Raw genomic sequence first — 21447 nt, forward strand, 5'->3', positions numbered from 1 at the left:
CCTACTGGCAACACCTAACGCAAAAAGGCCTCGCTATCGCGAGGCCTTTTCTCTGATTACTTCAACCAAGCTTTATAGCTTGTCAGAGTTACCAGCTAGGAACGAGGCAACACCTGTTGGTGATGCATCCATACCTTCGTCACCTTCAGTCCAACCAGCAGGACAAACTTCGCCATGCTCTTCGTGGAAAGCTAGCGCGTCAACAAGGCGAATAAGCTCGTCCATGTTACGACCTAGCGGTAGATCGTTAACGATCTGTGAACGAACCACACCGTGCTTATCAATCAAGAAAGCACCACGGAAAGCCATACCGCCTTCAGACTCAACGTCATAATCCTTCGCGATCTGATGCGTCATGTCGGCCGCTAGCGTGTAACGAACTTGACCAATACCACCTTGATCAATTGGCGTGTTACGCCATGCGTTGTGAGTGAAGTGTGAATCAATGGACACACCTACAACCTCTACACCCTTCGCTTTGAACTGATCCATACGGTGATCAAGCGCAATAAGCTCTGAAGGGCATACGAAAGTGAAGTCTAGCGGATAGAAGAATACTAAACCGTACTTGCCTTTGATTGCTTCAGAAAGCGTGAATGAGTCTACGATCTCGCCATTACCAAGTACCGCTGGTACGGTAAAGTCTGGTGCTTGCTTACCTACTAAAACTGCCATGAAAAAGCCTCCATAAAAAATACATTCAACTCTTAGCGAGCTGATCAATAATTCGAGAGCTATTATCTCTCAGAAAATACCATAGTGATATTAAAATAAAACTATAATCCGCAATAGCAAAAAACTATTACAGCAACACCTCGGCCAATCACTCCGCGGTTGCCGCATCCAACAACGTCTTCAACTCACCCGTTTCAGCCATTTCGGCAACAATATCACAGCCGCCCACTAGCTCACCGTTTACCCAAAGCTGCGGAAAGGTCGGCCAATTAGCAAATCCAGGTAGTGTCTGCCGGATTTCAGGATGAGATAGAATATCAACATAGGCGAAACGTTGACCACACGCCATGACATTTTGAACAGTCCGCGCGGAAAAACCACATTGCGGTGCCGTTGGCGAACCCTTCATGTATAAGAGAATGTTATTGGTGCTAATCTGATCTTTGATGGTATCTAATATATCCATTGTTACGTCGTCCAGTTAAAATGCGATGCGACATTTTAGCCCGTTTTTATCCGTGTGTGTACCAACAAAGAGGCAACTAAGTGATAACCACAGAGAATTCCAAAACTATTCAATCGGACGCAATCGCAAATTCCTATGGTCGCCCTGCTCTTAAGTTTACTAGCGCTCATGGCATCCGCCTCACGGACAGTAACGGAGAACAGTGGCTTGATGCACTTTCAGGTATTGGCGTCGCCAATTTAGGACACTGTAATTCGCGCGTCAATGAAGCCTTAGCCAAACAGATGCAGACCTTAGACCATATTTCCAACCTTTACGCTAGCGAACCACAAAATCGCGCTGCCGAAGTACTCTGTCGTGCTGCCAATATGGAGGAGGTGTTCTTCTGTAACTCTGGGACCGAAGCGAATGAGGCAGCTATTAAGCTTGCTCGCCTGCATGGCATGAAGAAGCGTGGCGCCGCTGGACGCATCATTTGTTTCACGGGCGCCTTCCATGGCCGCTCATTGGGGGCACTTTCCGCCACCGCCAAAGAAGCTATTCGCGCTCCATTTTACCCGCTTTTAGACAATATTGAACGCATCTCCTATGGCGCTATAGAGGCCGTTCGCGAGGCTCTAGCATCAGCCCATAACTATGATGCTATTTTACTGGAACCCATTCAGGGTGAGGCGGGCGTCATCTGCCCACCCAGCTCATTTATCCCTGAGCTCGAAAGAATGTGCGAGGAACATGAGCTCCTGCTAATGATTGATGAAGTCCAGTCCGGTAATGGCCGCACCGGCAAGTACTTTGCGTTCCAGCACAGTGCCGTCCAACCGGATGTTGTCACCACCGCCAAAGGTCTCGCAAATGGTTTCCCCGCTGGTGCGACACTACTAGCTGGACGTGCAACGGGGCTATTCACCCCCGGCACTCACGGCTCTACCTACGGCGGCAACCCAATGGCCTGCGCCGCGATTGAAGCAGTTTACGCTACGCTAAGCGAGCCGGGATTCTTGCAAAACGTCACACGAGTCGCCAACGCGCTTCGAGATGAGCTAGCACGACTACTCGGCACCAAACTACAGGGCATAGAAGGAATGGGCTTGATGCTAGGACTTCAACTTGCTGAGCCCAAAGAGGATTTATCGCAACTACTTTTTGACCAAGGTATCCTCGTTAATGTGATCAACAACTCAAGAATCCGCCTGCTACCACCGCTCATAATGTCGGTTGACGAAGCTAAGGAGCTTGCAGCTGCTATTGCACAGGCGATAGACTGAACAAATGATAGAAATAGCGAATTTAAGCAAACGTTACGACGCACTGATGGTTCTCGAGCAGGTAAGCTTGGACATCCACGCCGGCGAAATTGTCGCGCTAGTGGGATCCAGTGGTAGTGGTAAGAGCACTCTGCTAAGAGTCATTGCAGGACTCACAGACATTGACGCGGGTTCAGTGACCATCAACCAAAAGCTTGTGTTAAATGAACAAACCAGTCTACCGCCCGAAGAGCGTAATGTTGGTCTCATCTTCCAAGATCATGCGCTCTTTCCCCACTTGGATGTTTACCATAACATCAGCTTTAGCGGCGTTAGTTCCCAGCAAGAGATCGAAACCATTGCTCGTCAGTTACAAATTGATGGTCTACTAAAGCGCTTCCCTCACGAGCTAAGTGGCGGTCAGCAACAGCGCGTTGCAATAGCCCGTAGCATTGCGGCGAAGCCAAGTGTATTGCTCTTTGATGAACCCTTTGCCAGCCTGGATGAATCTCTGAAGCATGCGCTACTTAGCGAGCTACAACAACTTATAAAGGCCCGAAATATGACGGCGATCTTCGTGACTCACAATCACCGAGAAGCCTTCGCGCTGGCTGACCGAGTCGCGTTTCTTCACCAGGGATCACTGGCGCAGGTGGACACCCCTGAAAAGATATTCACCCAACCCTCAACCGAGGCCTGCGCCGAATTCTTCTCCAGAGGTCATTGGCTTACCGAGACGGAATTGCAGCACCTGGATGGCGGAAGTTACTCTAATGGGCGATATTTTTTGCGTCCCGACGCCCTATCCCTATCAGTCGACGTTGTTGATGGCACCAGAACAACCCCAGTAACAGTGAAGAGTAAGACCTATTTAGCCCCTGGATATCAATATGAAGTAGCGACCGACAATATCGAGATAAAGAATTTGCGAGTGAATAGTCATACTGAGCTGAAGATTGGGCAAGTGGCGCACCTAATAATATTTTCTGAAAGATTACTACCGTTTATCGGCTAATTCTTGCGTTCATCCGCATTATTTGATTAACTGTTTGTGATCACAATCTACACAAACTTAATTAATTTTAAATCGGATTCTTTATGCTCATTATTAGTCGCCGTTGTGGCGAATCCTTTGTCATTGGCGACGACGTCAAAATTACCGTGCTCAGTGTAAAGGGTAACCAGATACGAATCGGCATTGATGCGCCGAAAGAAACTACTATTTTACGTGAAGAAGTTATTGATCGACGTTTAACACCTGCCGTTGAGGAAAATAAGGCCAGTTCAAATTCCTAAGCAACTGGCCTAGCAACGAGCAAATAGAGTGCAAAGCTCACTAATCAGCGAGCATTAAATACCGAATCAGTTCTAGCAGCCATGATAAAATCGTTGCGGTGTAAGCCGCCCATTTCGTGACTCCACCAGGTAACCGTCACTTTACCCCACTCTGTTAGTAGCGCAGGATGGTGACCAACTTCTTCCGCAATTTCGCCCACACTATTGCTAAACGCTAGTGCCTGTTTGAAGTTACGAAACTTATAAACACGCTCAAGTTGCATCACTCCGTCACGAACCTCAGGAGTCCACTCGGGAATCTCTCGAATAAGGGCTGCTAGCTCTTCATCACTCACCTTCGGAGCATCAGCTCTGCAGGCTTCACATTGTTGTTCCGCTAATGACATGATTCATTCTCCATAAAAAAAGCGCCTACAGTTTGCACTGAAGACGCCTCACATGTCCAGTAGTTACAGATGTAACTACCTACCTTTGTGTTATTTTTTGCTAAGTGCCGCTTGATTAATCTTCTCCGCCCAAATCTTAGGACCTGTCTCATGGACCGACTCACCGTTCACATCCACGGCGACTGTTACCGGCATATCTTCGACTTCAAATTCATAGATTGCCTCCATGCCAAGCTCCGGGAAACCAACCACAGTCGCCTTCTTAACAGCTTGCGAGACTAGGTATGCTGATCCACCCACGGCCATTAAATACACCGCTTTGTGACGCTTAATGGTCTCGATGGCTACTGGACCACGCTCGGCCTTCCCCACCATGCCAATTAAGCCCGTTTCCTCAAGCATGGTATCAGTGAATTTATCCATACGTGTCGCGGTAGTAGGTCCTGCTGGCCCTACTACTTCATCGCGTACTGGATCCACCGGACCTACGTAGTAGATGAAGCGGCCACGCATGTCTACCGGCAACTCTTCACCGCGAGCCAGCATATCAACCATTTTCTTGTGGGCCGCATCGCGTCCAGTGAGGAGTTTGCCTGAAAGCAGCACTGTTTCGCCCGGCGCCCAATCAAGTAAATCCTCCGGTTTAACCGTATCGAGATTTACTCTGCGTACGGATTCACCTAATTCCCAAGAAATTTCAGGCCAGTCCTCCAACTTAGGTGCTTGCAACTCAGCCGGTCCGCTGCCATCAAGAGTGAAGTGAGTGTGACGGGTTGCCGCACAATTAGGAATAATCGCCACCGCTTTATTCGCCGCATGAGTTGGATAGTCACTGACTTTTACATCGAGGACGGTAGTCAATCCGCCTAGCCCTTGGGCACCGATACCAAGTTTGTTTACCTTATCAAACAACTCAAGGCGCAGTTCTTCCGCTCGGGTTGAAGCACCTTTTGCTTGCAACTCATGAATATCAATACTGCCCATTAGCGACTCTTTGGCTAACATCATCGCCTTTTCGGCGGTACCGCCGATACCAATTCCTAGCATTCCCGGTGGACACCAGCCCGCCCCCATGCGAGGAACCATGTCTAAAACCCAATCAACCACGGAGTCAGAGGGATTTAGCATCGCAAACTTAGTCTTTGCCTCTGAGCCACCACCCTTAGCGGCTACATCAATTTCAACCTTATCACCAGCAACAATCTCGTAGTGCACTACAGCTGGCGTATTGTCACCGGTATTTTTTCGTGCGCCATCGGGATCAGCGAGCACCGATGCGCGAAGGACATTATCCGGATGAGCGTAGGCTCTACGAACACCTTCATTGACCATATCAGTCACAGTCATTTCAGCATCCCACTGAACTTTCATCCCAACGCGAACGAACACATTAACGATACCCGTATCCTGACAAATCGGTCTACGCCCCATTGCGCACATCCGCGAGTTAATCAAAATTTGCGCCATAGCGTCCTTGGCGGCCTTCGATTCCTCCCGTTCGTAGGCTTCATTGACCGCATCAATGAAATCCTTTGGGTGATAATAAGAAATATACTGTAAAGCGCTTTCGATGCTCTCGATAAAGTCGTCTTGACGGATAGTCGTCACTGCTAGCTCCTTAAAAATCTCAACTGCTCTCAAATTTTGTTCAAAGTGTAGCTTATTGACCAGCTGGAAGCTGATTTCGAAGCTCATTCAATTGTCTATTCACCGTTTGACGATAAGCATCAAAGCCATTCGCAAGGGCTTCAGTCTGTTCAATCCGTCTGCTTAACTCACTATTTGCCAGCGCGTTTTGACGCTCTAAATCTGCGATTCGATCTGACAATTGCTGCATGGTAAATTGCTGCTCTTGGATAACTTCTCCTAACAACAAGGCGCGTTGGTTCGCCTCTGTAACTAATACGTCTTTACTGGCAAGTTCACTTTGTAATCGCTCCACTGCAGAGCCACTCTCTCCCGCTGAACGGGCTGCCTGCTGTACCTGGGATGAGGTAGAAGCCAACGACGTTTCGAGCCTTGCGATAGCTGTGGTATTGGAGGCAATAGCGCTGCGATTTCGATCGTATGCAACGCCCCAAAGCTTACGAATTTCTGAGCTAGCAAACTGGTGTGCTTCTTCCGCCTCTTCAGTTAACGCAGCTGTATTCACCGCTACATCCTGTAACGCTAGACTCAATTCAGCAATCTGAGCCTCAAGTGCTTTGCTGTGCTGTGCCTGTTGATAGAACAAATAAGCGGTGACAACCGCCATAATGACCACCAATACGATTGCAATCAACCCCACGGTATTCGCCAATCCCTTACTAGTGGCCTCGGCGCCACTCGTCTTAGTCTTAGCTGTGTTCGAGACCGACCTTTTAATAGCTGAACGCTGTGGTTTAGTCTGCCCGGCACGGACATCATCTTTATCTAATTTCATGCTGGGAACGACTATTGGGTCATTCATATCGCGATCTGACATTGTTATTATCACCTTGAGGAAATGTCGACTTACAGAGTGCCAATTTTACCCTTTTTAGGGTCGACGAACCAAGTAATTGCGGCACGCTTTGGAAAATTCGTTGCTGGAAACGCGCAATCGCCAAGTCCCCCCCTAGTAGAAACCGTAGTAATCACCGCTATTGGTATTCAAGCGGTGCCATTTTGCCTCACTTTGTTCTACAATCGCGGAATCAATTTACTCACTGAATACTGCAAGGAGTCGACACATGTCACATGTACTTCCAGAACTACCGTACGCAATGGATGCACTTGAGCCACATATCTCAAAAGAAACGCTAGAGTTTCACTACGGCAAGCACCACGCTACTTATGTAACCAAATTGAACGGTCTTATTGACGGCACTGATTTCGCAGGTAAAGACCTCGAAACTATCGTTAAGAGCTCGTCGGCAGGCGTCTTCAACAACGCCGCACAAATTTGGAACCACACTTTTTACTGGAACAGCATGAGCCCTAACGGTGGTGGTGAACCAACTGGTGCTTTAGCAGACGCTATCAACGCTAAGTGGGGCTCGTTCGAAGACTTTAAAGCGGCGTTCAATGATATGGCCGTTAACAACTTCGGTTCCTCTTGGACTTGGTTGGTAAAGAACACTGATGGTTCTCTTGAAATTGTTAACACTAGCAACGCTGCCACCCCTATCACGGGCGACGCTAAGCCATTGTTCACTGTCGACCTATGGGAACACGCCTACTACATTGACTTCCGTAATGTTCGCCCTAACTACTTGGCGGCATTCTGGTCATTAATCAACTGGGAATTTGCTAACGCAAACTTCGCTTAATCGCCAGTTGTCGCGCACTTCGCGCGAATAAAAAGCCGCGTAACGAAAGTTGCGCGGCTTTTTTATTGATGAAAATTCATAGCTAAAGTCATGCCATTTACCTCGGTGAGAAGTAAATGGCTACTTCTTTAGCTAATCACTTAGCCAATAAACTTACGGGCGTTGAGGAACATTTTCATCCAAGCTCCGTTCTCTTCCCAACCCGCTGGCTTGTGCGAATTAGTGATAGTTCGGAACACTCGCTCAGGATGCGGCATCATGATGGTTGCACGACCATCAAGCGACGTTACACCAGTAATTCCCTCTGGAGAGCCGTTAGGGTTGAGTGGATATTGCTCGGTAGCGTTGTCGCTATCATCAATGTATCGAAGACTGCGAGTAACATTCTGCAAAGCTAACTGCGAGGCAAATTTAGCCTGACCTTCACCATGCGCTACCGCCACGGGAATTCGCGTGCCAGCCATACCACTAAGTAAAATACTCGGCGAATCCATAACTTCTACCATTGCTACACGCGCCTCGAACTGCTCACTCGCGTTACGATGGAAAGTTGGCCAATGTTCCGACCCTGGGATCAACTCCTGCAATTGCGCCATCATCTGACAACCATTACATACACCTAGCGAAAAGGATTGTTCGTTCTGGAAGAATGCACTGAATTCATCGTAGGCTCGTGAGTTGTTCAAAATGGTACTCGCCCAACCACGTCCTGCCCCCAACACATCGCCGTAGGAGAAACCCCCACAAGCCGCTAGACCAGACATCTCTGAGAGGCTAACCCGCCCCGACAGAATATCGGACATATGAACATCTATTGCTTGGAACCCTGCACGGTCAAAGGCAGCGGCCATTTCATTCTGACCATTAACACCTTGTTCACGAAGAATCGCTACTTTCGGTTTGGTTTTGCCAATAACTGCAGGAGCCGTTAACTCTGATAGATCAAAACTCAACTCAGCACGAATCCCTCGAGAAGGAGATTTAAGGGCTTCGAATTCTGCCGCGGCACACTCTGGGTTATCACGAAGCGCCTGCATACGATAGGATGTCTCCGCCCACGTTGCTTGCCACTCGTACAGTGAAACCTTCGAAACACGGTTGCCTTGGTGACAAACTTCTAACTGGTCATCGCCTCGTGTAGTTCCCAACTCCACCAGCAACTCGGTTGCTCCAGATTGCTCAACAAGCGCCATAACCGCTGGCATATCTTTGCTGGCAACTTCCAGAACTGCACCCGCTTCTTCGCTGAACAGTCCCGCTAGCAGGTCGTCAGCATCGATATTCACCGACCAACCTATACGACCGGCAAATGCCATTTCGGCCAACGTAGTGATCAATCCACCGTCCGAGCGGTCATGATAGCTGCGGAGTAACCCCGCTTTAAGCAAGCCCTGAACGGTATTGAACAGTGTTTTTACATCAGCACTGCTCACATCGGGCACAATATCGCCAACCTGATTAAAGACCTGAGCGAGCGCTGACGCCGCCAGGCGATCTTTACCTCGGCCGAGATCCAACAGTAAGAGGGTTGAATCGGAGCTCTGCAACTGCGGGGTTACCGCATTACGAACGTCTTCAACCGGCGTAAAGCCTGATACGACCAGTGACAATGGCGCCACAACTGCTTTGTCTTCCTGGCCATCTTTCCACTGAGTACGCATAGACAATGAGTCTTTACCAACAGGAACAGTTAGCCCAAGCTCAGGGCAGAATTCCATACCCACCGTTTTAACTGCCTCAAACAGCGCTTGGTCTTCGCGATTGTGACCCGCGGCACACATCCAGTTAGCAGAAAGTTTAATGTCCGACAGTTGCCCGATTGAGGTTCCCGCCAAATTGGTAATAACTTCTGTGATACTAAGGCGCGCGGCCGCAGCGCCACTAATCAGCGCGACAGGAGCTCGCTCGCCCATCGACATCGCTTCACCTGCGTAGGTGTTATACCCCACGGTAGTCATACCGTAGTCGGCCACAGGAACCTGCCAGGGCCCAACCATTTGATCGCGAACTACTTGTCCAGTAATCGAACGATCGCCAATGGTGATAAGGAACGACTTGCTCGCCACCGTCGGTAAGCTCAACACACGCTTAATTGCTTCGCCCAGTTCAACGCCAGTGAAATCGAGTGCCGAGGTTGTAACCTGCTTAGTTTGAACGTCACGATGAAGCTTGGGTGTCTTTCCGAGTAGCACCTCCAAAGGAAGATCTACTGGTGCTTCGTTAAAGTGCGAATCACTCACCGTTAGGTGACGTGCTTCGATCGCCGTACCAACAGCACTATAAGGGCAGCGCTCACGTTCACAGATCGATTCAAAACGCGCCATCCGCTCAGGATGAATCGCCATAACATATCGCTCCTGCGATTCATTGCACCAAACCGCTAACGGTGTCATGCCTGGCTCGTCAGACGGTATTTTACGCAACTCAAAGTCGCCGCCAACACCTAAGTCATCAACAAGCTCGGGGAAGGCGTTCGATAGGCCACCCGCTCCCACATCGTGGATAAGTGCAATCGGGTTTTCTTCGCCCAATGCGCAACAACGGTCAATCACTTCTTGAGCACGGCGCTCCATCTCAGGGTTCTGACGCTGGACCGAAGCGAAATCAAGTGCTTCGCTTTGGGCTCCTGAGTTGACGCTTGACGCAGCACCGCCACCCAATCCAATCTCCATCGCTGGACCGCCAATCACAACCAGCTTCATCCCCACCTTACCCGGTTGTGAAAGCACATGCTCATCGCGCACGTTACCGTATCCACCAGCAATCATAATGGGCTTGTGATATCCACGAACTTCGCTATCAAGGTTAGTGTCGAAACGCTGCTCGTACGTCCGGAAATAGCCATTAATATTTGGACGACCGAACTCGTTATTAAATGCCGCTCCGCCAATTGGGCCTTCTTGCATAATTTCAAATGCTGAGCAAATTCTTTCTGGCTTGCCGAAGTCTACTTCCCAAGGCTGCGTGAACCCTGGAATACGCAGGTTACTTACTGAGAACCCTGTTAACCCAACCTTTGGCTTAGAACCTCGGCCCACCGCACCTTCGTCACGAATCTCTCCGCCCGAGCCTGTTCCCGCGCCAGGGTGTGGAGCAATCGCGGTTGGGTGGTTATGGGTTTCCACCTTCATTAGCATGTGGACCGGCTCATTCTTGTAGCCATATTCATCACCATCTGGCGACACCCAAAGGCGATCTACAACCGGACCTTTGGTAACCGATGCGTTATCGCTGTAGGCGGACAAAACATTGTCACCCGATACTTTGTAGGTATTACGGATCATGGCGAAAAGCGATAATGGCTGGTCTTCTCCGTCAATTGTCCAGCTCGCATTAAAGATTTTATGACGACAATGTTCGGAGTTTGCCTGGGCGAACATCATTAGCTCGGCATCAACCGGATCACGCCCCAACTCGTTGTATTTAGTCACGAGGTATTCAATTTCATCATCACCGAGGGCTAGACCTAGGTCCCGATTCGCTTGAGCGAGTGCTTCCACGCCATCGTTACCCAGTTCGATGCGCGAGAAGGGTTGTGGCTGCGCATGAGAAAAAACCTGTGAATAATCATTAGGAGAAGCTAAGACCTCTGAGGTCATGGGGTCAAACACTTCGGCCAACAGCGCATTACTAGGTCGAATGGGCTTTCCAGCGGCATCAAAAAATTGCCACGCTTCACCGCGCTCAACTCGCGATAAGCCCGATACACCGCAGTTGCGGAGAATGTCGGTCGCTTTCGATGACCAGGGTGATATGGTCCCAATGCGCGGCACAATAAGCGTTCCCTCAACATCTCGCCCCGTAGTTTGCAACAGACGATCAATTATTTCTTGGCTCGCCACTAAGTCTTCGCCTTCAAGAAGCAATACAAAGTGAGCCGTGACGGAAGCCACACTTGGATCAACGTGCTGTAGACGAGTAAGAATTTGCTGATTTCTAAAGTGTGATAAGCAGGACTGAGCAGCTAATAACATCGCGACAAGGATCTCTATAGATTGAAAAGTTACGTCATTGTACTGCATGAGAGCAGATCTGATAGTTGGAGCGTAATTTTCACATTAATGGTAACTCATCAAGTTAGCCGTATTCACCTCTTGCGATTAGTCATCGAGTTAGCGCAACTAAGCCGAGTAATGAGCAAGCTATTTATCACCATAGCTAAAACTAACTATGGCAAACGGACAGATAGCAGCTAACATTTAGTGATGTTCATCACAGCACTAGTGAGATACGCTGCACATTATGATTATAAATTTAACAATAAGAATTGTATTTGCGTTAACCGCCGTGGCGCTGTGGCTAAACGTTTCAATGGCTTCGGAGGCCAATCATGATGAGCCTTCCACATGGGTTCAGGCCGCTCAATCTCCGCTAATCCCCTTGAAAACATCTCAGCACACCCAGACTCAGAACGCTATTATAATCGGCAGTATCAACAAGCGAAGCACGTGGTATACCGATCACAATGAATTCCGTGGGATAGAGTACTTTTTGGCTACTCAGTTCTCACAATTTGCTAATCGTCCCATAGAGCTGATTGCCTACCCAAGCTTAGGTGAACTCCGCGATGCACTACAACGTGGCGACATTGACGTTGTTGCTGCAGGGGTGAATGATCAATGGATTGACACCACCTCTTTTGTTGCAGGTCCAAACTATCGAACCGTGCTTCCGGTCATTGTAACGCCTCGCTCGAGTTCTCCGGGTATTGACGAAGGTACTCATAGCGGAATACCAGCACCCTCAGAAATCGTAGTTATCGATAATGGCTATTCAGAGCATATCGCCAGACAGCACTTTCAGACTGCCGTCCGAGTTGATCCTCAAGCCAACATGCCAGTGCTGGTTGAATCAGTTAGCAGAGGAATAATTGACGCTGCCGTGATTGATTTACATGCCTTTCAGCATGTCTCAATGCTGTATCCTGATCTACAAGCCCATTCAATAGGTGGAGTTACTCCGAATCATACTTGGCTAACCAGCCACCGCGATCCAACGCTGTCCGCCATGATTCAGCAGTTCTTCCGTGATCATCTTGATTATATTGCACTGGATAACATGATGGCCGCAGAGCTACCGAGAATTACGGAATTCTCTGAAGCCGACGCGCGTTCGTTCCGCTTTCTCATGAGAGCACGCTTACCAGCTTTCTCCCAAACTATCGTGGCCGCGGCAGAAACAGTTAATCTACCAACCAGCCTGATTGCTGCAGTGGGCTTTCAGGAGTCTCATTGGTCCGCAAACGCGACTAGCCCCACAGGGGTCAAGGGATTCATGATGTTAACGCAAACTACGGCAGCCGAACTCGGCGTAGTAGATAGAACTAATGCGTCCGCTTCAATCTTCGGTGGCGCGCGCTATTTGCGAAAGCTCTATAACAACCTTCCTGATCGGCTTTCCTACGATAATCGAATAGCTTTCGCCCTCGCGAGCTACAATATGGGGCGCTCCCACCTTGAGGACGCTCGTATCTTGGCACAGCAAAACGGCTATGATCCCGATCGTTGGGATCATGTAAAGCCCTTTGTCATCATGCTTGAGGATCCAAATATCTACGCGAGCACTAAACGAGGTTATGCCCGCGGTAGAGAGTGTGCAACCTATGTAGACAATGTGCTTCGCTATCAAGCGCTCCTCGATACGACACCCTACCTTGTGGCCAACAGCATACAGCGCCACACCCGATACGCTGTCGCCCCCTAAATATGGCGTGACAATTGAGCTAAATACGACTAAATTAGGCGTTTTAGACACTGGAACAACTACTTGAACGAGCTATCGGACAGCTTTCTGCTGGCGACCCTTGCAATTCTCATTCTCACTTCGGCCTTCTTTTCGGGTTCTGAAACGGGAATGATGGCACTTAATCCCTATAAGCTTAAGCATCGTGTAAACAGTGGCCACAAAGGCGCTAAACGAGCTAGTAGGCTACTAGAAAAGCCTGAAAAGCTAATCGGCATCATACTGATTGGCAACAATCTTGTTAATATTGGGGCGTCCGCAATAGCAACCGTGTTAGCCATGCGTTGGTTTGGCGATGCCGGTGTGCTTATCGCTACGGGCGCTCTAACGATTATCATCCTCATTTTTGCGGAAGTAACGCCAAAGACCCTCGCAGCCCATCGCCCAGAACTGATCGCGATCCCCGCCTCCAGTGTACTGACCCCTTTACTAGTGGTCTTTTCACCGTTTGTATGGCTGGTTAACCACGCCTCAAGAATATTACTTCGGCTATTAGGCTTGAAAACCTCAGGTGGACAGCGTCATATTCTTAGCACCGATGAGTTAAAAACCGTTGTGCAGGAAGGTGGTAAACAGATTTCCCCCACCTACAAGGGAATGTTGCTGAATATTCTTGATCTCGACAAGATGACGGTCGAAGATATTATGGTCCCGCGAAATGAGGTTCAAACGATTGATACCAATGACAGTTTTGCCGAGATTGAACAACAAATTTCACAGAGTGAATATACTCGCATCCCTATTGTGAACGGCGACATTAATGATGTAGTAGGTATCTTGCACCTCAGAAATGCCTTGAACCTCTTTAAAACTGGCGACGCGATCAAAAAAGATCAGCTAATCGCCGCCGCTCACGATGCCTATTTCGTACCTGAAAGCACGCCGCTTTCTACCATGCTAGTAAACTTTCAAAAGCAACAGCGCCGAATTGGCCTAGTGGTTGATGAGTACGGCGATGTGCAGGGGCTCGTTACCCTAGAAGATCTGCTTGAAGAGATTGTCGGCCGCTTTACCACCGACACCAACGACGACGATGATATTATCGTGATCGCTGAAAACAACTTCTCTATTGATGCGACAGCACTTGTGCGAGATGTCAACAAAGCGCTGGACTGGGAGTTGCCTATCGACGGCCCGAAAACTATGAATGGGTTAATTGTAGAGACGCTTGAACAGATTCCCGAAGCTCCGGTTGCCATTCGAATCGGCAACTACATTCTCGAAGCTCAGCTTATCGATAAACAACGAATCAAAACAATTAGTGCCTACCAGTTAATCGACGCAGATTAGAGGCTCATACCCTGAGCCTGAGCTCGCTCATTCGATTCTTTAATACAGGCTATCTGCTCTTCCTCACTGTAGAGCTGCCACTCAGTGATATCATCTGCTGTGCGAAAACAGCCAATACATACGTCGTCATTGTCTAGTGCACAAACACCAATGCAGGGTGAAGCAATACTCATGAAAGTTCCTTTAGCTGGTCAATATAACGCTCTGCATTCTCCACATAGTGATCCGCAGAGGCTTTGAGTAATTCGTAGGTTGATTCGTCTAGCTGACGAACAACTTTCGCTGGTGATCCCATCACGAGCGAGTAATCGGCAATCTCAGTATCCTCAGTAACCAGTGAATTCGCGCCGATGATACAGGATTTGCCAATCTTCGCGCCATTCAAAATAGTAGAATTGATACCAATCAACGAGTAATCCCCTATCTCACAACCGTGCAACATCACCTGATGACCAACGGTAACCCCTCGCCCTACGCGCAGCGGGATGCCTGCATCTGTGTGCAGTACTGAGCCATCCTGAATATTGCTGTCGTGACCCACTTCAATCAATGCGTTATCGGCACGAATGACGGCAGAAAACCACACCGAGGCGCCTGGGTGCAGCACCACCTCACCAATCAACGCGGCCGTGGGCGCAATAAAATGTTGATTACCCAGTATCCGAGGAGATTTGTCTCCGAGTTTGAATAACATCTAAATCTCCTTAAAGTTGATATCGCTATCGAAAAGTTGCTTGGCAACGTCGGTAATAATATACGAGGTCATTCCCCAAATTCGATGACCTTGGTAGTGATATTCAGGGACGGCGACGACTCGCTCTCTGTGCCGACTGCGCGTTGTACCGCTGATGTTGGCACTTACGAAGTGGCTCATTGGTACACTGAAAATCTGATCGATCTCATCAGGATTGGCCGTAAGTGGAGGAAGGCTATCGATCACGCCCAATATAGATGTGACGTGAACGCCCCACTTTGACACCAATGACGATAACGGTCGCACCACTTCAACATGAGTTGGAGGTAGTGCAATTTCCTCCCAACTTTCACGTAACGCTGCCTCCTCTGCACTCTCACCCGCTTCGATGATGCCACCAGGAAAGGCAACTTCCCCACTATGGTGAGTCAGGTGTTGAGAACGTGTGGTTAGCACCACATTCCAATCCTTCTGTTGTTGATGCAGGGCAAAAAGTACCGAGGCGGACCTACTGTAGGGCAGCGCGAAGAATGGCGCCGTCTGATACGCCGCTGCTCGTCGCTTTAGTGTTTGATAATCCAACAAAACGCCAAATTCCTTAGTATATTCACAGGTACCCTAGTACCGTCGCCCTGATTATACTACGGTAAATTCCGAGGTGCCCCTATGAAATTTTGCAACCTGTGTGGCAGTGACCTAGCCCAACGCGTTCCCGCTGGTGACAACCGGCCCAGACATCAGTGCACTGAGTGTAATGAGATTCACTATCAAAACCCTAAGATGGTCGTGGGCACCCTTGTCAGTGACGATCAAGGTCGCGTTTTACTCTGTCGACGCGCTATCGAACCTCGTCATGGCTACTGGACGCTTCCTGCCGGATACATGGAAAACGGCGAAACAACGCTACAAGGTGCCTTGAGGGAAACTTGGGAAGAAGCGGAAGCGAACGTAAGCACTCCAGCTCTGTATCAGATTTTTAACGTCCCGCGAATAAATCAGGTCTACTTTATCTATCGCGCTACCCTTGACGGCGCCTTCGGTTGCGGTGAAGAATCCCTTGAATGCCAACTTTTTCATCAGCACGAGATCCCTTGGGATGAGTTAGCTTTTAGCACGGTCTATCACTGCTTGAAACGTTGGTTCCAGCATCCTAACGATCACCAGGTTCAGGAGCGAACTATCGACTATCCAGCACGAGCTTCAAGCTGATGATTTGCCCCTGCGATACCGGTAGACGCTATGAAAAGTGCTGCAAGCTCCTTCACGAAGGAATGTTCGCTACCAATCCTCTCGCATTGATGCGTTCACGTTATAGCGCCTTTGCGCTGGGCTTAGTGAGTTATCTCAACGCTACCCAAACACTAGACGTTATTGACGAGCTCGACGATTCACGTTGGACGCGCCTATTGATCCATGACGCAGGAGCAGACTGGGTTCGCTTTTCGGCAAGGTGGGAGGCCAATGGCCACGTTGGCACGCTTTCGGAACACTCGCACTTCGAACAGAGAGAGGGTCAGTGGCTCTACACACAAGGGGAGTCGCTAGATATGGGAGCTTTAACCTTGCCCAGTCGAAACGCTAATTGTTGGTGCGCATCAGGAAAGAAATTCAAACGCTGCCACGGTTAGCCGCCCGCTAGCTTTACCTGGTACCCTTTGGCCTCTAGCAGCTGTTTTAGTCGTTGGCGATGGTCGCCTTGTATTTCAACTACGCCATCCTTGATAGCACCACCGGTGGCACATTTCGCCTTCAGTTCCTTAGCGAGCTTCTTCAACTCAGCACCGGCAATACCCAAGCCCTCAATTTGGCTAACGCCTGCGCCTTTACGCTTACGATCCAAGCGAAGCCTCACTACACCGTCGGTGAGTGAGACCTTCTCAGGCTCTCGACATTGGCACTTTCTCTCAGGCTGCTGACAGTTGGGGCAAATTCGCCCAGCATCGGTACTATAAACAACGCGCGACATGGTATTCTCCTAGGCCAAGAAAGTGGTTTAGCCGCTCAATCATTTCCCGGTTGGCCGCGGGAAATGTCAGCGAATCAAGTTGCGTCACTTCCACCCAGTCGATGAGCTGTCCCTCGCGGGCTATCGCACACTGTGTGCTCACCTTGAACGCAAAAAGACTAAAGCGTATCGATAGCTCGGGATACTGGTAGTTAAGCTCTCCCACGAACTCAGCTTGAGCTTCCTCGAGCGCAAGCCCTACCTCTTCTGCCAGCTCACGAACGACCGCTTGAAGCGCCGTTTCTCCGGTTTCGACCTTGCCTCCGGGGAACTCCCACTTTCCTCCCTGGTGCTTATCGATGCTACGTTGAGCAATCAGAATTTTGCTACCGCAAAGTACCAGACCAATAGCAATATGCAGCGGCATAACCATTAACTCCGATAGTCTGCGTTAATAGAAACGTAATCATGCGAAAAATCACAAGTGTAAACTGTATCCGAGTTGTCTCCGCGACCCAAAGAAATTGAGATGGTTATCTCACTGAGGTCCATCACCGCTTGCCCAGCTTCCTCAGTATAATCGGGAGACACTGCGCCGTTGCGAACAATTTCCAGCTCATTCAGATAGATTGACACCTGCTCGGTGTCTAGATCGGAGATTCCCGCGCGCCCTACCGCCGCTAAAATTCGACCCCAGTTTGGATCACTGGCATAGAGAGCTGTTTTCACCAATGGTGATTCGGCAACGGCATATGCAACTAGCCTAGCCTCATCAGATGTCTGGGTGCTGGTAACTTCAACTGTGACGAACTTGGTTGCGCCCTCGGCGTCACGAACAATCGCCTGCGCTAAGAAAAGAAAGACCTCCCCTAACTGCTGCTTGAATTCGTGCCATCCCGGTTGCCCTGGCGCAAGCTCCACGCCGCTTGCCCCAGTAGCGATCAACATTGCCGCATCGTTGGTGGAGGTATCACCGTCTACAGTAATTCGATTGAAGCTAGGCTCGATCAGCGAACTTGCTAGTTCATCTAAATGAGTTTGGGCTATTCGCGCATCAGTGGCCACAAAGCCAAGCATGGTTGCCATATTCGGCTTAATCATACCGGCGCCTTTGGAAATCCCAGCGATCGTAATCTCACCACCCGCTATAGCCAGTGTTCGCCCCGCGTACTTGGGAACGGTATCTGTGGTCATAATACCGGTGGCCGCCTGTAGCCACGAAGCACCGAAGGATTCTGTAGTGATTTGCTGAACGCCCGCCGCGAAGCGCTCCATTGGCATCGTTTCACCAATGACTCCGGTAGAGTACGGTAATACCTGATCTGCTGAATAGCCGAGCTGTGCAGCAACAAGCTCGCAGCTTAATTGTGCGTCACCCATGCCCTGACTACCTGTGCCCGCGTTGGCGTTACCGGTATTTATAACCAAAGCGCGAATATTTCCAGTGCTCAGGTTGGCTTTCGCGACATGAACCGGCGCAGCGCAAAATCGGTTCTTAGTGAAAAGCCCCGATACCGTGGTACCGGCCTCGAGCCTAAAGAGCACCAAATCCTTGCGATCGGGGTAGCGAATACCAGCTTCGATCACTGCAATCTCTAGCCCATCTACCGCTAGCTCTGGTCCGTCTTGGGTGTTTCCTACTGGCATAACGCTACTCCATAAAAAAGGCTGCCCTTGGCAGCCTTAACTTATTTATTCAACTGACCGTGACACTGTTTAAACTTCTTACCCGAACCACATGGGCATGGATCATTTCGACCCACGCGTGGTCCCCTAGGGGCTGCGGGCTTCTGGTTCAGCGCGGCGTTAGCTCGCTCTTTTTCCGCAGCTTCCGCACGTTGACGCTCCAACATTTCCGCTTCGTCCGGACGCTTAACTTGCATGACCGATAGGAAGCGAATCATTTCAGTCTTGATATTACTCAGCATCTCCGAGAACAATTCAAAACTTTCGCGTTTGTATTCCTGTTTTGGATTCTTCTGCGCATAAGCACGGAGATTAACACCCTGACGAAGATGGTCCATATTCGAAAGATGATCTTTCCAGTGTGTATCCACCACCTGAAGCATAACCTGCTTTTCGATGAGACGCATGGTCACACCTACCTCGGCTGACTTCTGTTCGTAGGACTCAACCGCCGCCGTCAATACACGCTCAGCAATGCGCTCTTCGTCGATGTCCTTCTCCGCGTCAATCCACTCTGAAATCGGTAGTTTGACGGCAAATTCAGCCTCAAGTACACGCTCTAAGCCTTCTACATCCCAATTTTCTTCAAGCGACATAGCGGGAATATAATCGGCAACGGTATCCGCTAACACGTCCTCGCGAATGCGGAGAATCATTTCCGAAAGATCTGTTGATTCGAGGATTTCATTTCGAACTTGATAAACCTCTTGGCGCTGCTCGTTAGCAATGTCATCGTATTCAAGTAATGACTTACGAATATCAAAGTTACGACCTTCAACCTTTCGTTGCGCTTTCTCAATAGCGTTAGTCACCATACGGTGTTCAATCGCCTCACCCTTCTCCATACCCAAAGCTTGCATCATATTTTTGACTCGGTCAGAGGCAAAAATTCGCATTAGGTCGTCATCAAGGGATAAGTAGAACCGCGAAACACCTGGATCGCCCTGACGACCAGCACGACCACGTAACTGGTTATCAATACGACGTGATTCATGTCTGACCGTACCGATGATATGAAGACCACCGGCGGCAATGACCGCATCGTGACGCTGTTGCCAGGCTTCACGCAGCTTAATCACCTCTTGCTCTGATGGCTCAGCTAACTTAGAGAGTTCAACTTCGTAGTTGCCACCAAGCACAATATCAGTACCTCGACCCGCCATGTTGGTAGCGACCGTGACCGAGCCAGGGCGACCGGCTTGAGCAATGATATCAGCCTCACGATCGTGTTGCTTAGCGTTAAGGACTTCGTGCTTGATACCCGCTTTCTTCAAAGATTTAGAAACAAGCTCTGAGTCCTCAATGGAACCGGTACCGACAAGAATGGGAGCGTCCGTCTTTAATAGCTCCTTGATATCAGTGACAATCGCCGCATACTTATCTTCAATTGAAAGATAGATAAGATCGTTCAAGTCTTTGCGCTGAACCGGTGTATGGGTGGGAACAACCACCACATCTAAGCCGTAAATAGAGCGGAACTCGAAAGCTTCGGTATCAGCGGTCCCAGTCATACCCGATAGCTTCGGATAGAGGCGGAAATAGTTCTGATAAGTTGTAGAAGCTAGTGTTTGGGATTCCTGCTGAATCTTCACTCCCTCTTTTGCTTCAATAGCTTGATGGAGGCCCTCACTTAAACGGCGGCCTTCCATGGTGCGACCTGTGTGCTCATCAATCAACACAACTTGGCCTTCAGCTAGAATGTACTGCTGCTCACGATGGAACAAATGATGCGCCTTTAGACCTGCCAAGATAAAGTGTAAAAGCTGCAAGTTAGTGGGTGAGTAAAGCGAGTCTTCTGGCTTCAGCAGGCCTGCTCGAATCAGCATTTGCTCAACTTTCTCGTGACCATCTTCTGTCAGCTCAACTTGGCGATGCTTTTCATCGATGACGAAATCACCCTGCTCACTTTCATCCAACACTTCATCACCTTCAACGGCACGTTGAGGCTTAAGTGCTGGAACCATCTTGTTAACCAACTGATACATTTTCGACGAATCTTGAGCCGCGCCAGAAATAATCAACGGCGTACGGGCTTCGTCAATCAGAATGGAGTCAACTTCATCGACGATGGCAAAGTTGAGCTGGCGTTGTACACGTTGTTCGCTGGAGTGAGCCATGTTGTCGCGGAGGTAGTCAAAACCGAACTCGGTATTGGTACCATAGGTAATATCGGCTTTATAGGCGTTGCATTTTTCTTCGTGCGAAAGTCCTGGAACGTTCACACCAACAGTTAGCCCCAAGGCCTCGTAGACTGGGCGCATCCACTCGGCATCACGCGCCGCTAGATATTCGTTAACGGTAATTACGTGTGCCCCGCGCTGCGCGATGGCATTCAGGTACGTTGGCAAGGTCGCCACAAGCGTTTTACCTTCACCGGTACGCATTTCCGCAATATTCGCATTGTGAAGTGCAATACCACCCAACATCTGCACATCATAGTGGCGCAAGCCGAGTGCTCTATCTGCGGCTTCTCGAACTGCAGCAAACGCTTCAGGGAGAATATCCTCAAGCGATTCACCCGCCTGAATTCGATCGCGAAATATCGAGGTCAAATCTTTAAGCGCGTCGTCGCTTAACTCTCGGTACGCTTCTTCATAGGAATTGATTTGCGTAACGGTCTTACGCATCTTCTTAATTTGACGATCGTTCTTAGTACCAACGATCTTAGTAACGATTTTAGTAAACATGAGCCACTGACCCTGAAAGAGTTATATAAAAAGTAGTTTTTTTGAC

General features: G+C 49.3%; 21 protein-coding genes. 8 read left to right on the top strand and 13 right to left on the bottom strand.

Annotation, left to right across the window (positions count from 1 at the left end; all coding sequences use genetic code 11):
• Positions 1 to 72: 72 nt before the first annotated feature.
• Both DFR27_RS06070 and grxD read right to left on the bottom strand, forming a co-directional pair.
• Positions 73 to 675 (bottom strand): peroxiredoxin, encoded by a 603-nt coding sequence (locus DFR27_RS06070; protein ID WP_121876552.1) that lies wholly within the window; start codon positions 673 to 675, stop codon positions 73 to 75.
• A 148-nt stretch (positions 676 to 823) separates the two neighbouring features.
• Entirely contained in the window at positions 824 to 1141 is a 318-nt protein-coding gene (gene grxD / locus DFR27_RS06075) for a Grx4 family monothiol glutaredoxin (RefSeq protein WP_121876553.1), read from the bottom strand.
• An 80-nt stretch (positions 1142 to 1221) separates the two neighbouring features.
• Here grxD and DFR27_RS06080 point away from each other — a divergent pair, with 80 nt between their 5' ends.
• The 3 genes from DFR27_RS06080 to csrA all read left to right on the top strand — a co-directional run bounded on the left by DFR27_RS06080 (position 1222) and on the right by csrA (position 3681).
• Positions 1222 to 2406: an aspartate aminotransferase family protein gene (locus DFR27_RS06080; RefSeq protein WP_211327572.1), complete on the top strand. Its 1185-nt coding sequence runs from the start codon at positions 1222 to 1224 to the stop codon at positions 2404 to 2406.
• Positions 2407 to 2410: 4 nt separating this feature from the next.
• Complete coding sequence (locus DFR27_RS06085; RefSeq protein ID WP_121876554.1) at positions 2411 to 3400, top strand: ABC transporter ATP-binding protein; 990 nt, start codon at positions 2411 to 2413, stop codon at positions 3398 to 3400.
• Positions 3401 to 3483: 83 nt separating this feature from the next.
• Entirely contained in the window at positions 3484 to 3681 is a 198-nt protein-coding gene (csrA, locus tag DFR27_RS06090) for a carbon storage regulator CsrA (RefSeq protein WP_121876555.1), read from the top strand.
• Positions 3682 to 3725: 44 nt separating this feature from the next.
• Here csrA and DFR27_RS06095 read toward each other — a convergent pair whose 3' ends face one another.
• From DFR27_RS06095 to DFR27_RS06105, 3 genes are all read right to left on the bottom strand, one after another.
• Complete coding sequence (locus DFR27_RS06095) at positions 3726 to 4067, bottom strand: 4a-hydroxytetrahydrobiopterin dehydratase (protein ID WP_425452015.1); 342 nt, start codon at positions 4065 to 4067, stop codon at positions 3726 to 3728.
• Between the two features lie 90 nt (positions 4068 to 4157).
• Entirely contained in the window at positions 4158 to 5675 is a 1518-nt protein-coding gene (locus tag DFR27_RS06100) for a fumarate hydratase (RefSeq protein WP_211327573.1), read from the bottom strand.
• Positions 5676 to 5727: 52 nt separating this feature from the next.
• Complete coding sequence (locus DFR27_RS06105) at positions 5728 to 6531, bottom strand: hypothetical protein (RefSeq protein ID WP_121876558.1); 804 nt, start codon at positions 6529 to 6531, stop codon at positions 5728 to 5730.
• A 247-nt stretch (positions 6532 to 6778) separates the two neighbouring features.
• On the opposite strand from DFR27_RS06105, the gene DFR27_RS06110 reads away from it, so the two are divergent.
• Positions 6779 to 7357 (top strand): superoxide dismutase, encoded by a 579-nt coding sequence (locus DFR27_RS06110; protein ID WP_121876559.1) that lies wholly within the window; start codon positions 6779 to 6781, stop codon positions 7355 to 7357.
• Positions 7358 to 7497: 140 nt separating this feature from the next.
• Here DFR27_RS06110 and purL read toward each other — a convergent pair whose 3' ends face one another.
• A complete protein-coding gene (purL, locus tag DFR27_RS06115) occupies positions 7498 to 11379 on the bottom strand; it encodes a phosphoribosylformylglycinamidine synthase (protein WP_245962612.1) in 3882 nt (1293 codons plus the stop codon).
• A gap of 220 nt (positions 11380 to 11599) precedes the next feature.
• Between purL and DFR27_RS06120 the strand changes: the two genes are divergently transcribed.
• Both DFR27_RS06120 and DFR27_RS06125 read left to right on the top strand, forming a co-directional pair.
• Positions 11600 to 13060: a transglycosylase SLT domain-containing protein gene (locus DFR27_RS06120; RefSeq protein WP_121876561.1), complete on the top strand. Its 1461-nt coding sequence runs from the start codon at positions 11600 to 11602 to the stop codon at positions 13058 to 13060.
• A gap of 63 nt (positions 13061 to 13123) precedes the next feature.
• Positions 13124 to 14389: an HlyC/CorC family transporter gene (locus tag DFR27_RS06125; RefSeq protein WP_121876562.1), complete on the top strand. Its 1266-nt coding sequence runs from the start codon at positions 13124 to 13126 to the stop codon at positions 14387 to 14389.
• Here the strand turns inward: DFR27_RS06125 and DFR27_RS06130 are convergent.
• Genes DFR27_RS06130 through DFR27_RS06140 form a run of 3 tightly spaced genes read right to left on the bottom strand, consistent with a single transcriptional unit; the run spans position 14386 to position 15668 of the window.
• Positions 14386 to 14562: a DUF1289 domain-containing protein gene (locus DFR27_RS06130; protein WP_121876563.1), complete on the bottom strand. Its 177-nt coding sequence runs from the start codon at positions 14560 to 14562 to the stop codon at positions 14386 to 14388. The two genes, DFR27_RS06125 and DFR27_RS06130, sit on opposite strands and share 4 nt — an antisense overlap.
• The gene (locus tag DFR27_RS06135) at positions 14559 to 15083 is read right to left on the bottom strand and encodes a gamma carbonic anhydrase family protein (protein ID WP_121876564.1); all 525 of its coding nucleotides are present in this window, start codon (positions 15081 to 15083) and stop codon (positions 14559 to 14561) included. The genes DFR27_RS06130 and DFR27_RS06135 overlap by 4 nt, the downstream gene beginning before the upstream one ends.
• Positions 15084 to 15668, bottom strand: coding sequence for an NUDIX hydrolase (locus DFR27_RS06140; protein ID WP_121876565.1), 585 nt, complete (start codon positions 15666 to 15668; stop codon positions 15084 to 15086).
• An 81-nt stretch (positions 15669 to 15749) separates the two neighbouring features.
• Here DFR27_RS06140 and DFR27_RS06145 point away from each other — a divergent pair, with 81 nt between their 5' ends.
• Both DFR27_RS06145 and DFR27_RS06150 read left to right on the top strand, forming a co-directional pair.
• Entirely contained in the window at positions 15750 to 16292 is a 543-nt protein-coding gene (locus DFR27_RS06145; protein ID WP_121876566.1) for an NUDIX hydrolase, read from the top strand.
• Positions 16292 to 16711, top strand: coding sequence for a YchJ family protein (locus DFR27_RS06150; RefSeq protein WP_121876567.1), 420 nt, complete (start codon positions 16292 to 16294; stop codon positions 16709 to 16711). Before DFR27_RS06145 ends, DFR27_RS06150 begins: the two co-directional genes overlap by 1 nt.
• On the opposite strand, the gene DFR27_RS06155 is transcribed toward DFR27_RS06150, so the two are convergent.
• The 4 genes from DFR27_RS06155 to secA are packed head-to-tail and all read right to left on the bottom strand — an operon-like array spanning position 16708 to position 21401.
• The gene (locus DFR27_RS06155) at positions 16708 to 17049 is read right to left on the bottom strand and encodes an SUI1 family translation initiation factor (RefSeq protein WP_121876568.1); all 342 of its coding nucleotides are present in this window, start codon (positions 17047 to 17049) and stop codon (positions 16708 to 16710) included. The genes DFR27_RS06150 and DFR27_RS06155 overlap by 4 nt on opposite strands.
• Positions 17030 to 17455, bottom strand: coding sequence for an 8-oxo-dGTP diphosphatase MutT (mutT, locus tag DFR27_RS06160; protein ID WP_170150797.1), 426 nt, complete (start codon positions 17453 to 17455; stop codon positions 17030 to 17032). The genes DFR27_RS06155 and mutT overlap by 20 nt, the downstream gene beginning before the upstream one ends.
• Before the next feature lie 5 nt (positions 17456 to 17460).
• On the bottom strand, positions 17461 to 18675 hold the full coding sequence (argJ, locus tag DFR27_RS06165; protein WP_121876570.1) for a bifunctional glutamate N-acetyltransferase/amino-acid acetyltransferase ArgJ: 1215 nt from the start codon (positions 18673 to 18675) through the stop codon (positions 17461 to 17463).
• 41 nt (positions 18676 to 18716) lie between these two features.
• Positions 18717 to 21401, bottom strand: a complete 2685-nt coding sequence (gene secA / locus DFR27_RS06170; protein WP_121876571.1) for a preprotein translocase subunit SecA — start codon at positions 21399 to 21401, stop codon at positions 18717 to 18719.
• Between the last annotated feature and the right edge of the window lie 46 nt (positions 21402 to 21447).

The sequence above is a fragment of the Umboniibacter marinipuniceus genome (assembly GCF_003688415.1).
GTDB lineage: Bacteria > Pseudomonadota > Gammaproteobacteria > Pseudomonadales > DSM-25080 > Umboniibacter > Umboniibacter marinipuniceus.

Bases quoted from the DNA above. Each gene is read 5' to 3' on its own strand.
- DFR27_RS06135 (WP_121876564.1), bottom strand. From the start codon at position 15,083: ATGTTATTCAAACTCGGAGACAAATCTCCTCGGATACTGGGTAATCAA.
- DFR27_RS06155 (WP_121876568.1), bottom strand. From the start codon at position 17,049: ATGTCGCGCGTTGTTTATAGTACCGATGCTGGGCGAATTTGCCCCAAC.
- DFR27_RS06110 (WP_121876559.1), top strand. From the start codon at position 6,779: ATGTCACATGTACTTCCAGAACTACCGTACGCAATGGATGCACTTGAG.
- argJ (WP_121876570.1), bottom strand. From the start codon at position 18,675: ATGCCAGTAGGAAACACCCAAGACGGACCAGAGCTAGCGGTAGATGGG.
- DFR27_RS06095 (WP_425452015.1), bottom strand. From the start codon at position 4,067: ATGTCATTAGCGGAACAACAATGTGAAGCCTGCAGAGCTGATGCTCCG.
- DFR27_RS06105 (WP_121876558.1), bottom strand. From the start codon at position 6,531: ATGTCAGATCGCGATATGAATGACCCAATAGTCGTTCCCAGCATGAAA.
- DFR27_RS06150 (WP_121876567.1), top strand. From the start codon at position 16,292: ATGATTTGCCCCTGCGATACCGGTAGACGCTATGAAAAGTGCTGCAAG.
- DFR27_RS06130 (WP_121876563.1), bottom strand. From the start codon at position 14,562: ATGAGTATTGCTTCACCCTGCATTGGTGTTTGTGCACTAGACAATGAC.
- DFR27_RS06120 (WP_121876561.1), top strand. From the start codon at position 11,600: ATGATTATAAATTTAACAATAAGAATTGTATTTGCGTTAACCGCCGTG.
- purL (WP_245962612.1), bottom strand. From the start codon at position 11,379: ATGCAGTACAATGACGTAACTTTTCAATCTATAGAGATCCTTGTCGCG.
- DFR27_RS06145 (WP_121876566.1), top strand. From the start codon at position 15,750: ATGAAATTTTGCAACCTGTGTGGCAGTGACCTAGCCCAACGCGTTCCC.
- secA (WP_121876571.1), bottom strand. From the start codon at position 21,401: ATGTTTACTAAAATCGTTACTAAGATCGTTGGTACTAAGAACGATCGT.
- mutT (WP_170150797.1), bottom strand. From the start codon at position 17,455: ATGCCGCTGCATATTGCTATTGGTCTGGTACTTTGCGGTAGCAAAATT.
- DFR27_RS06070 (WP_121876552.1), bottom strand. From the start codon at position 675: ATGGCAGTTTTAGTAGGTAAGCAAGCACCAGACTTTACCGTACCAGCG.
- csrA (WP_121876555.1), top strand. From the start codon at position 3,484: ATGCTCATTATTAGTCGCCGTTGTGGCGAATCCTTTGTCATTGGCGAC.
- DFR27_RS06085 (WP_121876554.1), top strand. From the start codon at position 2,411: ATGATAGAAATAGCGAATTTAAGCAAACGTTACGACGCACTGATGGTT.
- grxD (WP_121876553.1), bottom strand. From the start codon at position 1,141: ATGGATATATTAGATACCATCAAAGATCAGATTAGCACCAATAACATT.